Source organism: Corallococcus sp. AB049A (assembly GCF_003668885.1).
Classification (GTDB): domain Bacteria; phylum Myxococcota; class Myxococcia; order Myxococcales; family Myxococcaceae; genus Corallococcus; species Corallococcus interemptor.
On the sequence record NZ_RAWL01000192.1, the window covers coordinates 1 to 15,873 of the forward strand.

Genomic DNA, 15,873 nt, shown 5'->3' on the forward strand with positions numbered 1-15,873 from the left:
GAGCCGGATGGCCGGCAGACCCTCGAGGATGGTGGGCCGCTCCATCGCGTCCTGGCGGACCTCCACCGTGGGCGACGGATCCGACGACGCGGGGCTGGGCCGCATCTTCGCGCGCGCCGCCTCCTCCAGCGCCTCCACCGGGAAGGCGGGACGGGTGGACTCGTCCACCACCACGCCCGGGCGCGTCTCACCGTCGTCGCGCGCGCCACCACCGTCCTCGCGGCTGCGGGGCGTGGGGTGGAACGACAGCGGCTCCACCGGACCATCCAGGCGGATGGTCTTGGGCGGCAGCGGGGCCGCCGGCATCGTCGGGCGCGGCGCGGGGGCGGCCAGCGACTCGTACGTGCCGCTGCCGCGCATGTCGCGAGACACCTCGCGCAGCGACGTCAGCAGGCGCCGCTCGGACTGGTAGTCCGCGGAGAACAGGTCGCGCATGAAGCGGCTGACGCTCTCCGGCCCCGCGCTGGTGTCGATCTCCATCAGGCACGCCTGCAGGCGCACCCGGAAGTCCTCCGCCGTCTGGAAGCGCTGCGTTGGCTCCACCGCCAGCGCCTTCGCCACCAGCTGTGACACCGCCGGCGGCGTCAGCGGCTCCACTTCGTTGAGCGGCGCCACCTTCGGGTTCGCCACGGCGGACATCAACTCGCCGGGCGGCAGCGCGTCGAAGGGGTTCTTGCCGGAGATGAGCTCGTAGAGACACAGGCCCACCGCGTACAGGTCGCTGCGGCGGTCCACCGGCTGGTGCCGGGCCTGCTCGGGCGACATGTAGAGGAACTTGCCCAGGATGATGCTGGGGTTCGTCTTCGCCGCCGACAGCCGGCTCTTGGCCAGGCCGAAGTCGATGACCTTCACCTCCCCCTCGTAGGAGATGAGGATGTTCTGCGGCGAGATGTCCCGGTGGACGAGCTTCAGCTCCTTCTCTTCCTCGTCCCGCTTGCGGTGCGCGTACGCCAGCGCGTCCAGCACCCGGCCCATCACGTACAGCACGAAGGTCAGCGGCAGCGGCGTCTGCCGGTCGCGCACGCGCGCGGCCACCTTGCGCAGGTCCTTGCCGTCCACGTACTCGAGGGCCATGTAGGCCTCGCCCTCGTGCACGCCCATGTCCAGCACCTGCGCGATGGAGCCGTGCCCCAGCCGCACCAGCGTGCGCGCCTCACCGACGAAGCGGTCGACGAAGTCCTGGTCCTCCGCGAACTGCGGGAGGATCTTCTTGATGACGCACAGCTTCTCGAAGCCCTGCGCGCCCTCCAGGCGGGCGAGGTAGATCTCCCCCATGCCGCCGGTGGCCAGATGCGACAGGAGCGTGTACCGGCCGAAGGGCTGCGGCCGGAAGGGACGCAATCGGGCGGGCTGGGTCGAAGAGTTCATGCGGTGCGGGGGTCCACCACGGAAACCGCATTGAACCCCGGGCAGGCCCCCCGCTTCAACCCGTCAACCGGCCGCGCCGGCCGCCTCACCGGATACCGGGGTTGGTCAGCATGCCCATGTCCTCTTCAATCACCTCGAAAACCGCCACCTTGTCCCGGGGCGGCCGCACCACCCGCTCCCCCAGGGGCATGACGTCGAAGCGGGCCCCGGTGGCCGCCAGCAGCTTCCCCGTCATCAGCACCTGGCCGGGCGCCGCGGTGGAGGCCAGCCAGCCTGCCACCCCCATGCCCTCTCCCACGGCGCTGTACTCCGTGCGGGCCTCCGTGCCGATCATCCCCACCAGCGCCTTGGTGGAGTGCAGCGCGATTCTCAGGTCGCAGCGCTCGTCCTGGGGCCTGCGGGCCATGCCGCGCTCCCAGTCCGCGCGCAGGGCCAGCGCCGCGCGCACCGCGCGGACCGCGTCGTCGCCCTTGGCGTAGGGCACGCCGAAGAGCGCGCGCATGGACTCGCCCAGGAAGCCTTCGACGGTGGCCTCGAAGGAGAAGACGATGCCGCTCATGCGCGCGTGGAAGTCGTTGAGCAGCTGCGTGGCCCGCGCCGCGCCCAGCCGGCCAATGACAGCGCCGAAGTCCGCCAGCTCCGCGTGCAGCACGGTGAGGTTCTTCTCCTCCAGGCCGGGCAGCTTGCCGCCGGTGCGCTGGGCCTCGGCGGAGCGGCGCTCGGCCACCTCCGGCGAGTGGTAGCGCTCCAGGTTGCGCCGCATCCGGTCCGTGCTGGAGCCGTCGCGCACGGCGAAGCGCTGCACGCCGCTGGCCACCAGGTGCGCCACCGCGGTGCACGCGTCCAGCATCAGCTCCAGGCTGGTGTCGCCGCCGCCGGGCACGTTGACGTAGAGCACGCCCGCGAACGGAGGCTCGGTGCCAATGGGGATGCACAGCACCCGGTCCACGCCGTACATGATGACGCTCTCGCGTCCGGCGAAGCGGCGGTCGTCCTTCACGTCGCCCACCGCGATGGCGCGGCCCTGGCGGATGGCCTCGTCCACGATGGCGTCCGACACGGGCACTTCACCCTTGGCCAGCCGCCCCCGGTGGCGCACCGCCGCGGGCACCAGCGGCCCGGTGGCGTGCTTGAGCAGCACCACCGCCGTCGTGGCGTCCGTGCGCTCCAGCAGCCGGTCCATGGCGGACTCCAGGAACGCGGTCAGCGTGCGCGCGGTGGCCAGCGCCTCCGCGGCGTGCACCAGCAGCACCAGCGTCTCATAGGACACGCGAGGGCTGGCCACGGCGGAGCCCGAGGGCACGGGCGAAGGACCGGAGAACGCGTCGTCGAAAGGCAGCGGCCCCACGTTGTCGAGGAGGCGCAGCACGTCCGCGTCCTTGACGTTCTTGGCCAGCAGCACGGAGGGGCCCACGTCCGTACCGTGCCCGAAGCGCACGACGCCGCCCGCGCCCAGGTCCATCATCTCCGTGGCGGCGTTCTCCACCGTGTGCGGCTGGCGCACCGCCAGGGTGTTCTCCCCCAGCGTCACGGTGTCGCCCGCGTTCAGGTGCTTGCTGCCCTGCAGGGGCGAGCCGTTGACCCGGCTGCCGTTGCGGCTGCCCAGGTCCTCGATGCGCAGCACGTCACCTTCGACGTAGAGGCGCGCGTGCCGGCGCGACACCAGGTCGCCGCCCAGCACGATGTCGTTCTCGTCCGCACGGCCGAGGCTGGTCACGCCCTCCGGCAGGTCGTACGACGTGTCGAAGTAGCCGGGGCCGTTGATGATGATCTGCCACATCGGGCGCAAGACATTACACGACCTCCCAATCTTCCGAGAGTCCGAGACGTTTTCCCGTGGAAGACGGGCATCCAGGCGAGGCCCCGGCAGCCCTCCCGCGTCGCGTCATACCCGGGGCTCCCTCGGGATGCGCGAGGGAGCCTGGGGTCGGAGTTCACCTGGGGCGGTGGATGAAGAGGGAGTCACCCACGCGCAGTGTGTGGCAGGGGCCCCCCACCCCACCCGCCTCCGCGTCGCCGGGAGGCAGGTGGGGCGCGCGTGCTCAGGGGATGCCGCCGTCCGCGAGCTGCCCGTTCACCACCGACAGCGCGTCCAGGTCGAAGCCGCCGGACGTGCCGCCGTAGCTGTTGAACCCCGTGTCGGTGAGGCGCACGAAGCGCGCGCGTGACAGCCCCACGTCCGCCAGGTCGAAGGCGTCCCCGCCCGCCACCGTCGGGTCGGTGGGGGACACGCCGTTGCCGGGCGTCGTGAACACCGGATGCGTTCCGGCGCAGCCCGGGTAACCGCCGTCCTTGTCGGTGGCGTCGCAGGGGAAGTCGAACCAGGTGACGCCGTCGTCGCTGACGGACACCCGGGCCGTCTCCGCGAAGATGTCTCCGCCCACCTTCTGGAACGCGTTCTCGAAGACGAGCAGGTCCACGCCGGGGCCATCCACCGCGAACAGGTCGGTGAACTCCAGCGTGACGGACCCGCCCTTCCCCAGCGACAGCACGTCCAGCGAGCCGGAGAACTGCCCCGTGCCCACCGGAGGCCCGAGCACGACGTCCGGGAGGCGGTCCTGCCCGAAGCCGGCCGAGTCACCGAACTGGTACGCCGTCACCCGGTCCGCGAACGGATCCACCGGACGCGAGCCCGCGTCAGTGCCGGCATCGGCTTCCGTCCCAGCGTCGACGTCCGTCCCGGCATCGGAGACGCCGGCATCCACGAGGGTGCCGGCATCAACGATGTCGCCCGTGGGCATGGGAGCGGGTTCTGGGTCGCCCGAGCACGCGCCCAGGGTCAGCAGCGCGCCGAGCGCGAGCAGCGGGCGCATGCTCACTCCCGCGCCTGCTGGATGCGCACGAGGCGGCGGCCGTTGACGTCCGTCACGCCCACGAGCAGGTCCGCGCCCAGCGACGACAGCAGGTCCACGTTCGTGCACGCGTCCGTGGCGTTGAGCACCGCCGCGCGTGTGCCCACGCTGATGGGCTGGTTGCCGCCCAGGCCGGGCGTGAGCGAGAAGCGCGACACGTCCGTGACGACGAAGCTGGTGGCACCGTAGGCGCCGCGCGCCACCGCCACGCCGTTGCCGAAGCCCGCGGCGGCGTTGAAGTCCGAGCCCACGTCCACCTTCGGCTCGTTCACGAGCACCACCGGCGTGCGCGAGGACAGCGCCTCCGCCAGCTTCGTGCTGGACACGGCATGGGCCACGTTCACGTAGGTGTCCACCGCCGCGTAGCCGAACACCGCGATGCCGTTCTCCGCGATGGCGGAGAAGCCGCTGGCGCCCACCTGCGCCGGGAAGTCCACCACCTTCGCGGCGGAGTAGGGCTTCGCGGAGGTCACCAGCGCGTAGACGCCCAGGTCGCCCGACACCGTGTCCAGGCCGCCGCCGTTGATGAAGAACGCGTCCGTGGTGCCCACGGCGGTGTAGTTGGACGGGGCGTCGAGGTACGTCGTCGCTTCGCGCTTGGACGGATCCATCACCGCGACGGTGCCCGGCGCGGGGAAGCCGCTCTTCGTGTAGCCCGCGAGCAGGCGCGTGCCGTCATGAGCCAGGAAGTAGGACGGGAAGGCCTTGGTCGGGTCAGCGCGATCCGCGGGCGCGAGGACCGTGTCGATGGCCGTGTCCCCCAGCGTCACGTCCGGCCAGGTGCCCAGCGCGACGACGTCACGGCCCGTGGCCGTCTGGCGCAGCGCGTAGAGCGAGTACGTGGGGCCGGGCGTGGACACCACCGCGAGCACCTCCGTGGACAGGGCCGCGGACTCCGCGACGGTGAAGCCCGTCTGGAGCTGGAGCGTGCCCAGCACCTGCTCGCGAGGCAGCGTCGCGCAGGCGACCGTGCCGCCGTCGGTCCCCGTGCCACCATCGGTGCCCGCGTCCGTCCCGGTGCCCGCGTCGGTCTGCGTGCCGGCGTCGGTGCCCGCGTCGTTCCCTTCGATGTCGACGGTGACCTGGGTGCACTTCTCCTCGACGCAGGCCCAGGCCTGGCCCTCCGGGGCCACGCCCTTGTCGCGGCAGTCGAAGACGTCCACGCACTCATCGCCGCAGCCGGTGCCGCCCAGCACCACCGCCAGCAGCGCGCCCATCAGCGCCGCTCGCTGGCCCTTCGTGCCCATCCGCTTCATGTCGGTCCGCATCGCGTCCTCGCTCCTGGCCTTCCCGCACGAAATGCGGAAGGCATGCCCCTGGCGGGAGGCTGGGCGGACGGAAGACGCTGGACCGCCGGGCGCGTGCCGCACCCGGGAGGCCTGTCTTCGCCGTCAGCTCCCCGCGGAGGTTCCGGTCTGTCGCCGGGCCCTCCGAAGGGAGGGACACCGGGTCGTCGCCAGGTCTTCGGACTCGCGGGAGCGGGGTTCGTGCGAACGCCGCTCCTGCTCACCGCTGCGGGGCAGTCCCGGATTCGCACCGGGTTCCCTGGAAGCCCCCACGCCCCATGGCGGGAGAGCATCGATGACGGGGCGGGACTATGGCGCCCCCGAGGCAAAGTCAATGCGCCGCGGGTTCACCGCGGCGCCCGGAGGACGCTTACCGCGCGTCACGGATGCGGACGAGCCGCGCGCCGTTCTTGTCCTGCACCTTCACGAGCAGGTCCGAACCCATGGGGATCATCGTCGAAACAAAGGTGCACTGGTTCGGGAAGACGAGGACAGGCTCGGGGGCTCCCACCGTGACGGTCGCGCCCGCGTTCGTCACCGTGAAGGCGAAGCGGGCAACATCCGTGAAGGCGAAGTCGGGCGGGGTGTCGCCGCCGCGCAGCACCGCGACGCCGTCGCCCATCGCGGAGACAGGGCCCAGGAAGCTGAACGCCTCGGGGGCATCCGCCACGGCGAATGGCGTCCCCGTGTCGAGCGCCTGTTCCATCACGGCCGGTGCCACCGCGTGGCCGTGGTAGCGATTGTCCGACGGGGCAAGGTAGCTGAGCATCGCGACGCCGTTGCTGGAGACGCTGATGGCGCCACCGCCGTTGTTGTTCTCGGGGAACGTGCCGACCTTGAAGGCGGTGAACGGAGCGGCGCCGGTCTTGAGCGCGTAGACGCTCCGCCCCTCGGACACGGTGCCCAGGCCATCGCTGACGGTGAGGAACAGGCCGGGGGCGGCGCCCGCGTACAGGATGTTGGGCGCGGGGAGATAGGTGGAGGCCTCCGCCGCGGCGAGGTCGTGGATCCCCACGGCTCCGGCTGCCGGAGCAATCCCGCCGCTGGGCCGCATGTAGCCGGTGAGCAGGTGCTGCCCATCCGTCACGAGGGCGCTGGCGATCCACCCCGGGGTCGTGCCCCGGTCCTCGGGAGCGAGCACGTCGAACAGCGGCGCAGCCCCCAGCTCCACCTGGGGCCAGGTCCCCAGCGAGTACACCACCGGCGCCTCGGAGGACTGCACCGAGCCCCCAACCACCGCGTAGAGCGAATACGTGGGGCCGGGCGTGACGACGATGTGGCCCGAGTTGGCCAGGCCAGACACCGGCGCGGACTCGTCCGCCACGTAGCCCGTCTGGAGCTGGAGGGTGCCCAGCTTCGGGTCATACGTGGCGCTCTCGCACGGGTCGGGGTTCGGCTCCGGCTCGGTCCCCGCGTCGGTCTCCGTGCCCGCGTCCGCTTCGGTCCCTGCGTCGGTGCTGGTGCCCGCGTCGGTCTGCGTACCCGCGTCGCCACCGGTGTTGTTGTTGATGGCGACCTGGGTGCACTTCTCCTCGACGCAGGCCCAGGCCTGACCCTCGGAGGCCGCTCCCTTGTCACGACAGTCGAAGGAGTCCACACACTCCTCGCCGCAGCCCGCGCTCCCCAGCATCACCGCCAGCAGCGTGCCCATCCACATCGTGTTGCTGCGCATCCGTGTCCTCGCTCCTTGCCCGTGGGCCTTGATGGCGCACGGGTATCGGTGGCGGCGAGGAAGAGACAGACACGCGGAGTCACCGCAAGCCAATTCACTCGCGGAAGGGACGCCGGCGACCCGGCTCAGGGCGCGCGTGGCGTGGGTTCCGCGCGGCGGTCGCGCATCAGCACGTAGCGCCGCGTGCTGCCGTCCACGACGACGGTGGACACCACGCGCCAGCCCTCCGCGCCCAGACGCTGGAGCTCCGCGAGGTCCTCGTCCGGGCCCTCGCGCTTGACGAAGGTGTACTCGTACGCCGTTGCCGGCGGAGGCGCGGGCGGCGGCGGCGCTTCCTTCTGCGGCGCGGCGCGCGTGCGGGACGTCTGGGCCCAGGCCGCCGAGGGCATGAGGGAGATGGCGGCCGCGCCAAGCAGGACACCTGGCAACACGACGAGTGAGGCGAGACGACGATTCATGGAAGCACATCCGGGGGAGGGACAGCGGGCATGTAATGCCGCCACCCCCACCCCGGAAGCCTCGCGCGGCCCGGACGCGCGGTATGAGCGCACGAAGCCGCCGGGACCGTCCGCTGGAGAACGGCCCCGGTGCTCGCGGCGCGACTACGGCAGCTGCACGCCGTTCACGACGGCGACGGCATCCAGGTCGAAACCGCCGCTGGTGCCCGCGTAGCCGTTGGCGCCCGAATCGCGGATCCGCACGAAGCGGGCGCGGGTGAGGCCCACGCTCGCCAGGTCGAAGCCGTCCCCGCCCGCCACGGCCGGGTTGGTGGCCGGGATGCCATTGGAGGGATTCGAGTACACGGGCGTGACGCCCGCGCAGCCCGGGTAGTTGTTCGCCACGTCGGAGGACGCGCACGGGAACTCGTGCCAGGTGACGCCGTCGTCGCTGACGGCCACCACGCCCGTCTCCGCGAACGGCTTGCCGGTGGGCTTGAGGAACGCGTTCTCGAAGACGAGCAGGTCCACGCCCGGCCCATCCGTGACGGCGATGTCCGTGAACTCCAGCACGATGACGCCATTGCGCCCGAGCGACAGCACGTCCAGCGAGCCCGAGCTCGCGCCATCGCCTTGCGGCGCACCCAGCACGATGCCCGGCAGCTGGCTCTGACCAAACCCGGCGGCCGCGCCAGGAGTGAAGGACACGATGCGGTCCGCGAACGGATCACCCACCAGAGACCAGGCCTGGAGGGAGTCCTGCCAGTCCTCGCCGCCGCAAGCCACGGTGAGGAGCGCGGTGAAGCCCAACGCGCACGACTTCGGAAGAAGGGTCGTCTTCATGGGCGTGCTCACTGAGCCTGCTGGATGCGGACCAGGCGCGCGCCGTTCTTGTCATCCACGCCGACGAGCAGGTCCGCGCCGATGGCGGTCAGCCCGGTCACGCGCGTGCACTGGTCCGCGTACACGAGGACGGGCTGACGGGCACCGACGGACACGGTCGCGCCGGCGTTCGTCACGGTGAAGGCGAAGCGCGAGACGTCCGTGCCGGCGAAGTTGTAGGCGGGCGGGACGTAATCACCGCGGAGCACGGACACGCCATCGCCGTGGCCCGAGGCCGCGACGAAGTTGGAGCCCACGTCCAGCGCGGGCGCATCCGCCACGGCGAACGGCGTACCGGACGAGAGCGCCTGCGCGATGACCGCCGGGGCGACCGCGCGGCCCTCGTTGAGGAAGGTGTCATCGGAGAAGTAGCCGAGCATCGCGACGCCGTTGGTGGACACGGCGGTGAAGCCGCTGCCACCGGTCTCCGGCGGGAGCGTGCCCACCTTCAGCGAGGTGTACGGCGTGACGTCCGTCTTCAGTGCGTAGACGGCCAGGCCCGCGGACACGGTATCGAGCCCGCCGCCGTTGATGAGGAACGCGCCCGGCACGACGCCCGCGGAGAAGTTGCTCGGAGCGGAGACGTAGGCCGGAGAGGACGGAGCGGCGCTGTCATACACGCCCACGGAGCCCGGGAAGCCGCCGCCGGACTTCGTGTAGCCGGTGAGGACGCGCTGGCCATCCGTCTCCAGGAAGGGGCTGAGGAAGAGCGAAGCGGAGGGGCCCCGGTCCGACGGAGCCGCCACGTCGAACAGCGGCGTCGTGCCCAGTGCAACCTGAGGCCACGTGCCCAGCGAGTACAGCGCATGCGGGCCGACGGAGTCCTTCGACACCACCGTGTAGAGCGAGTACGTGGGACCCGGCGTCACGCCCACCGGGCCCGCTTCCGAGGGCAGCGTCGCGGCCTCACCGGCCACGAAGCCCGTCTGGAGCTGGAGCGTGCCCAGCTTCGGATCGTAGGCAGCGGTGTCGCACGGATCATTCGAGCCCGCATCGGGCTCCGTTCCGGCATCCGTGCCCGCGTCCGTACTGGTGCCTGCGTCGGTCGTCGTCCCCGCGTCGGTACTGGTGCCCGCATCGGTCGTCGTTCCCGCGTCGGTGCTCGTTCCCGCGTCGGTCTCCGCGCCCGCATCCGGCACGGGGACGGTCGTCAGCTCGCACTTGTTCTCGACGCAGGCATAACGCTGTCCCTCGGGGGGAGCGCCCTGGTCGCGGCAGTCGAAGGCATCCACGCACTCATCGCCGCAACCCGTGCTGGTCAGCGCCATCACGAGGGCCGTCAGTCCCCACGCGAAGCTCTTGAGACCCCGTCCCGTCATCATCCGCTCGGTCTTCATCCGCGACTCCCTTGCATCGCCCCCACGGGCGAGGTGAATCCAAGGGGCGTGGACGGAGAGCGGACCGCGAACGAGGGACACGTCAGGACACGACACGCCGCGCGAGCGGAAGACCTCCGTCACCTCCCCTCGGAGGCTCCGGTCTGGCCATGCCCGGAGGCATGGGTCGTGGCAGGTCTTCGGACTCACAGGCGCGGGTGGCCCTCATCGGGTCACCCACCTACTGGCCGTCGCTTCCCAGCCCATTCCAGAGCCAGTGCTTGCGAGGACGGCGTTCGTTCCTGCTCACCGCTGCGGGGCAGTCCCGGACTCACACCGGGTTCCCTTTAAACGCCACACCGTGCGGGTGCGGCGTACCAACGACGCGCGCTGGAGTATGGCGGACGGCAGGGCTTGTCAATGCGACGCTTCAAGGCACCGCGACGATGTCGATGGCATTGGAGATGCCGCGCCGGGAGTCCACCGGACACGCATCCAACGCGGGCCCCTTCGCTTGCGGAGTGGAGTTGCCGCGCCGCTCGACGAACTGGCCGTCGCGCACCTCCACCACGAACACGCGGCCCGCGTTCACGTCCGTGACGTACACGGCATTGCCCACCACCGCGAGCCGTCCGCCCACCGCGAGGTCGCAGCCGTTCTCCGGCCCGCCGGTGCAGCCCGGAGACAGCGCATACGACGCCACGGGCTTGTCATCCTTCACCAGCACCAGCCCCGTGGCCCGCACGGCCTTGGCGCGGTAGCCGCTCGCGGTGTCGAACACCGCTTCGCCCAGGCAGCTCACCACCAGCTGGTCGCCCACGGCCCGCACGTCGCCCGCGTTGAGACAGTCCTTCGCTCCCAGGTCGATGGCGTGCACCCCGCCATCCGCCGGGTCGATGCGCGCGAGCATCCCGGGCCCGTTGGGCAGGTAGTCATTCGCGGGGTTCAGGTTGGTGAGCGCCACGTAGACGCCCGCGTCCACTGCCACCGCCGCGTACGGAAGCGCCATCGTCGTCCCACCGTCGAAGGACTTGAGGTCCAGGCCGGTGAGCGGAACGGTGTCCACGAGCCGGGGCTTCTCCGGGTCGCTCACGCTGACGCGAGCCACGGCGTTGCCCTGCTTGAAGTCGGATCCGGCCGTGCCGAACAGCGGGATGTAGAACGTGTCGCCGCGCTTCGCGATGGCCTGCGGGCTGGTGTTCGCGCCCAGGTTCACCTGCCCCACCGTGCGCAATCCCAATCCCCCACCCTGTGAAGCGCCCTCCCGCTTGAGCACCTGGAGCGTGTTGTTCACCGAGTCGAGGACATACACATACGGAGGGTCCACGAGGATGTCATTGGGCGAAGCCGCCACCGCGCCCAGCGAGTCCTCCTCCGCCACCGTCCCCAGCGCCCCCGCCGGAGCCTGCGACAGCACCGAGCGCGCCGCGTCCGCCACCAGCACCACGCCATCCCAGGCCGCCAGCGCCTGCACGCCCGAGCCGAACTGCCGCCGGGGCCCCATCCGGTCCGTCCCCGCCTGGATGCCGACGAGCTGCCCGTTGGTGTAGCAGGCCGTCACCACGTCATACATGCACCGGCCCGAGTGGCACGACTGCACGTCCGGACACACCGCGCCGCAAGCACCGCAGTTGAGCGGATCATTCGCGAGCACGACGCAGCTGTCCCCGCACCGCTCGGCACCGGCGGAGCAGCCCTCGCGGCACGAGCCGGACTCGCAGACCTGTCCGGAGGGGCACGCGGCGCCGCAAGCACCACAGTTCAGCGGGTCGCTCGCGAGCGCGACGCACGCGTCACCACAAACCTCCGTGCCCGGCTGGCAGCCACACACGCCCGCCTGACACGTCTCTCCCGAGCCGCAAGCGGTGCCACACGCGCCGCAGTTCGAAGGGTCGCCCTGCAGGTCCACGCACTCGGCGCCGCAGACGTCCAGGCCGGAGGTGCACAGGACCTTCTCCTCCGGGCAGCCGGTGAGCAGCGCCGCCGCCAGGGCCGACAGCAGCAGCGCGAGCCGCGCATCAGGGAGGGGACGCGACATGGGAGTCCTCGGAAGCAGAAGGGTCGAGCGCCACGGCGAGCGTCACGTAGACGGCGCGGCCGGGCAGCGGCATGCCGGTGAAGTCGGCGGTCCGCGCATCGAGCAGGTTCTTCACGTCGAACGACACGGTGAGGTCCGGCCGGTGCAGGAACGTGCTGGAGGCCCCCACGTTCACCCAGGTGCGCGAAGGCAGGGACAGGCGCGCTTCGCCCACGCGGTTGATCAACTGCGAGGACTGGATGAGGACCTCGGTGCGGCCATTGAGCCAGTCCGGCCCCACGCGCAGCCGGCCCACCCACTTGTGGCGAGGCCGGTACGGCAGCTCCTTGCCGAAGTAGCGAGGGTCGCCGTAGCGGTTCTGCGTGCGGGTCCACGCATAGCTGCTGGTGGCGGTGAGCCACGCGAGAGGCCGCGCCTCCAGCTCCACCTCCGCGCCCCACACGCGAGCGGCGGCGAAGTTGTAGGGCTTGGCCAGGTTCGGCGGATACAGCTCGTAGGCGATGAGGTTCTCGTACACCGCCGCGAAGCCGCCCGCGGTGACGCTCCAGACGTCGTCGCGCCAGAGGGCGGCGGCGTCCACGGAGAGGGCGCGCTCGGGCTTGAGCTCCGGGTTGGGTAGCAGCAGGCCCTGACGGATGTAGAGCTCCAGGAACGACGGCGCGCGGTGGGACTGGCCCGCGTTGGCGCGCACGCCGAAGCCACGGCCCAGGTCCACGCTCGCGCCCAGCTTGGGAGACAGGAGCGAGTAGTGCCCCACGCGCTCCACGCGCAGCGAGGGCACGAGCTTCAGGCGCTCGGAGAACAGGGACAGCTCGTCCATGGCCATGACGCTCGCGCGCCACCACGACGCGGCCTGACCGCCCAAGGCCTGCGTGACGGACTCCGACGAGCCGGTGAGCGTGACGGCGAGCGCGTTGGGCCCCAGCACCGCGCGGCCCTCCAGCTCCACCCCGCCCACGGTGTAGCGCTGCGCGCCGGAGTCCACGCCGGTGGAGCCACCGGTGACGTCCAGCCAGTCGCGGCGGAAGAAGCCGCGAGCACTGCCCTCGCCCGTGTCGCCGAAGGGCCGGGCCCAGCGCGCGCCCAGCGACAGACGCGTCTGGTCCTGACGGCGGGACACGGTGGGGTTCTGCACGGTGCCCGCGAGCGCGCGGTCCTCCAGCGACAGCTCCGCGAGCACGTCCACGCGTCCGCCACCGTCCAGGCCATGGCGGTACTTCAGGAGCGTGCCGCCGCCGCGAGCGTCATTGCGCGTGCGCACCTCCTGCGTGAGCGGGTTGTCATCCAGCGCGGGCAGCTCGTCCACGCGGTAGCTGAAGTCGCCCTGGGAACGGCCACCGTGCAGCAGCACCAGCGCCTGCCCATCGAGCACCGAGCCCGACGCGGCGACGTGGGCCATCACGGTGTCGAAGCTGCCGTAGGTGACCTCACCGCTGGAGAGCAGCCGTGACGAAGGCGCGCGGGTGACGAGGTTGACCGCGCCGCCCAGGCCGCCCGCGCCGTAGCGGGCACCGGCCGCGCCGCGAAGGATCTCCATGCGCTCCAGCAGCGCGACGGGGATGAGCGACAGGTCCGCGACGCCGCCCGCGCCATTGAGCGGGATGCCATCCAGGAACACGAGCACGCCATTGGACGACGCGCCGCGAACGACCAGGCTCTTGCTCTGGCCATAGCCGCCGGAGTCCTGCACGACGAGGCTCGCGGATCCGCCCAGCAGCTCCGCGGTATCGCGGGCCTCGCCAGCGCGTTCGCGAGCGTCGATGACGGTGATGGCGCCGGTGGGGTCACGGCGCCGGGCGGAGTCGACGGGGGCTTCGGGGACTTCCTTGCCGATGACCTCCACGGTGGGGAGGACGAACTCGGGCAGAGGCGTTTCCTGCCCGGTCTGGGCCTGTGCCTGGAAGCTGATCACCCAGCCGAAGAAGGCCTGGGCGGGAAGCGAGCGTCGCATGCTCCGCCTTCCGCTCCCTCCGTCGAAGAGAGAAGGCCTGACGGCAGCACCGCTGCCGCACCCCTGGGCAGGTCTCCTGGCTGACGGACTCCAGACGTGGGCGCACGTTGCGCCCTTCTGGAAGGAACCCTCCACCTTCCCTTCGCCCGAGGCGAAAGTGGTGACAGCCGAGGCTTCCAGCCCTGGACCTCAGGGCAACCCGTTCACAGTGGCGGGACCGCGCCGGACTCGCACCGGCTTCCCTCTTGAAGGCCCGGCATGGGCACCCAAGGGCCGGGCCGTTCTAGGAGGTCACCCCAGGCCCGTCAAGGCGCGCCCTGTGTGGACCGGAGCCGTTGTTTCCTCCCCCGGGGCTTCCGCTTCGGGCCCCTGATCGCCGCGGCTGACGTGCTGGAAGCGACGTCCACCTCGCTCCCAGTCCTACCTTCAAGCCGCGCACGCGCGGACGCAATCGCGCGGTGGAGACGTTCCTGGAGGACCTCACGCGGAGGCAGCTCCGTCAGGTACTCAGCGACATGGATTCCACGTGCGTCGAGGTCCAGGTATTCGACCGTCTCGCGCTTTTTGCCCGCGCACAGGATGATGCCGAGCGGAGCCTGCTCCTCGGGCTGGCGCTCGTGTCGATCGAGCCACCGCAGGTAGAGTTCCATCTGGCCGGAGTCCGAGGGCTTGAAGTCGCCAATCTTGAGCTCGATGGCGACGAGCCTCCGCATGCGCCGATGGAAGAAGAGCAGGTCGAGGTAGTAGTCGTCGCCGTCGAGCGTGATGCGCTTCTGACGTTCAACGAAGGCGAAGCCCACTCCGAGTTCGAGCAGAAAGCGCTCAATCTCGCGGAGGATGGCCGACTCGAGGTCCTTCTCGCTGTAGGTGTCGGCGAGCTCGAGGAAGTCGAGCATGTACGGGTCCTGGAACACGAGCGACGGCGTGAGCTCGCCCTCCTCGCGCAGCGCTGCGAGTTCTCCCCGAATGAGCTCTTCAGGCTTCTTGGAGAGTGCTGTGCGCTCGAAGAGCATGCTGTCGATCTTCTGGCGCAGCTCGCGCGTACTCCACCGCTCGACGCGGCACATCTCGGCGTAGAACTCGCGCTTCAGCGGGTCGTTGAGCGGAATCAACAGGGTGAAGTGGGTCCACCCCAATTGTCGCAGCAGTGCTGCGACAATCTCCGCGTCGGGAAACACGGTGGCGAACTGGACCATCCGGCGCAGGTTCTTCTCACCGAAGCCACGCCCATAGCGGGCCTCCAATTGTCTCCCCACCGCGGAGACAATCTGGCCCCCGTATTCCGCGCGCTGCCCACCGGTCACCTCGGTAAGGACGCGATGCCCCATCTGCCAGTACAGCGTCGTGAGCGCGGCGTTCGCGGCGACCGCCACCTGCTTGCGAGACGCCTCGATCATGGAGCTGAGGTCGTGGACGAGCATCGAAACCTCCTGGTCGCCGGGAGCATCAACAAGCAGCTGACGCGAGCGTACCGTCGAGTCCTGGTGTGCCACCGTCGCCGGCGATTTCCCAGCACGGTTCGAAGTCGCACCCGTCATTTCCGGGGCGCTGCTCACTACCATCCTTACGGGCTTATTGCGCCTGCTCACGGCTCCAACGCCTTGCACCACCGGTGCCACTGCACCTCCATCTTGGCGCGAAGTGCGTCCCCCAATTGTCTCCGCAGTGCGGAGACAATTCACGCCACGGACTCTCTCACCGCGCAAGACACACGCTGGAGCATCCGCGCCCATCTCCGCGCGTGGACGCCGCGCGCACCTCCGCACGGTGCGCTGAATCCACTTCAGAGGAGCACGCCGCTGGCACGCGGACTGCTCATGCCCCGACGCGACCTCAGGCGGTCGAGCCAGCGAGGTGCCCGGGCCGTGGTGGCGCGGGAGGAAGTCTGAAGGGGGAAGCGTGTCGATGCTGATGGCGGGGAAGCGGTTGGCGGTGTTCTCCATCCGCGAGGGCAAGGGCGGGAGCATCTGGGTGCGCGCGGGCAGCGCGTTCGTCAACAAGGACGGTTCGCTCAACGTCCTCCTGGACGTGCTGCCCCTGGACGGGAAGCTGCACGTGCGCGAGGCCGCGG

At 70.7% G+C, this 15,873-nt stretch carries 11 protein-coding genes and 3 riboswitches; all 11 genes read right to left on the reverse strand.

Translation table 11 applies throughout. From position 1 onward, the window contains the following. The coding region (locus D7X55_RS20885; protein WP_233609966.1) for a serine/threonine-protein kinase at positions 1 to 1,275 on the reverse strand (1,275 nt) is incomplete at its 3' end. Positions 1,276 to 1,453: 178 nt separating this feature from the next. After that, positions 1,454 to 3,148: an FHA domain-containing protein gene (locus D7X55_RS20890; protein WP_120551453.1), complete on the reverse strand. Its 1,695-nt coding sequence runs from the start codon at positions 3,146 to 3,148 to the stop codon at positions 1,454 to 1,456. A gap of 262 nt (positions 3,149 to 3,410) precedes the next feature. Next, entirely contained in the window at positions 3,411 to 4,181 is a 771-nt protein-coding gene (locus D7X55_RS20895) for a cell surface protein (RefSeq protein ID WP_121723983.1), read from the reverse strand. Positions 4,182 to 4,183: 2 nt separating this feature from the next. Next, the gene (locus D7X55_RS20900) at positions 4,184 to 5,488 is read right to left on the reverse strand and encodes a hypothetical protein (protein WP_121723984.1); all 1,305 of its coding nucleotides are present in this window, start codon (positions 5,486 to 5,488) and stop codon (positions 4,184 to 4,186) included. Positions 5,489 to 5,678: 190 nt separating this feature from the next. After that, positions 5,679 to 5,767, reverse strand: a riboswitch (cobalamin riboswitch). A 109-nt stretch (positions 5,768 to 5,876) separates the two neighbouring features. Then, positions 5,877 to 7,178: a hypothetical protein gene (locus D7X55_RS20905; protein WP_121723985.1), complete on the reverse strand. Its 1,302-nt coding sequence runs from the start codon at positions 7,176 to 7,178 to the stop codon at positions 5,877 to 5,879. Positions 7,179 to 7,303: 125 nt separating this feature from the next. After that, positions 7,304 to 7,636 (reverse strand): hypothetical protein, encoded by a 333-nt coding sequence (locus D7X55_RS20910; RefSeq protein WP_120551457.1) that lies wholly within the window; start codon positions 7,634 to 7,636, stop codon positions 7,304 to 7,306. Positions 7,637 to 7,780: 144 nt separating this feature from the next. After that, the gene (locus D7X55_RS20915; RefSeq protein WP_121723989.1) at positions 7,781 to 8,458 is read right to left on the reverse strand and encodes a cell surface protein; all 678 of its coding nucleotides are present in this window, start codon (positions 8,456 to 8,458) and stop codon (positions 7,781 to 7,783) included. Between the two features lie 8 nt (positions 8,459 to 8,466). Then, complete coding sequence (locus D7X55_RS20920; protein WP_121723986.1) at positions 8,467 to 9,834, reverse strand: hypothetical protein; 1,368 nt, start codon at positions 9,832 to 9,834, stop codon at positions 8,467 to 8,469. 152 nt (positions 9,835 to 9,986) lie between these two features. Beyond that, a riboswitch (cobalamin riboswitch) is annotated at positions 9,987 to 10,210 on the reverse strand. A 33-nt stretch (positions 10,211 to 10,243) separates the two neighbouring features. Further along, positions 10,244 to 11,851 carry an MXAN_6577-like cysteine-rich protein gene (locus D7X55_RS20925; RefSeq protein ID WP_120551459.1) on the reverse strand — a complete coding sequence of 536 codons (1,608 nt, stop codon included), beginning with the start codon at positions 11,849 to 11,851 and terminating at the stop codon, positions 10,244 to 10,246. Continuing rightward, on the reverse strand, positions 11,832 to 13,802 hold the full coding sequence (locus tag D7X55_RS20930) for a TonB-dependent siderophore receptor (protein WP_121723987.1): 1,971 nt from the start codon (positions 13,800 to 13,802) through the stop codon (positions 11,832 to 11,834). Before D7X55_RS20930 ends, D7X55_RS20925 begins: the two co-directional genes overlap by 20 nt. A 48-nt stretch (positions 13,803 to 13,850) precedes the next feature. After that, positions 13,851 to 14,087: riboswitch (cobalamin riboswitch) on the reverse strand. Positions 14,088 to 14,107: 20 nt separating this feature from the next. Further along, positions 14,108 to 15,223 (reverse strand): YhcG family protein, encoded by a 1,116-nt coding sequence (locus D7X55_RS20935; protein WP_121723988.1) that lies wholly within the window; start codon positions 15,221 to 15,223, stop codon positions 14,108 to 14,110. Positions 15,224 to 15,873 lie beyond the last annotated feature (650 nt).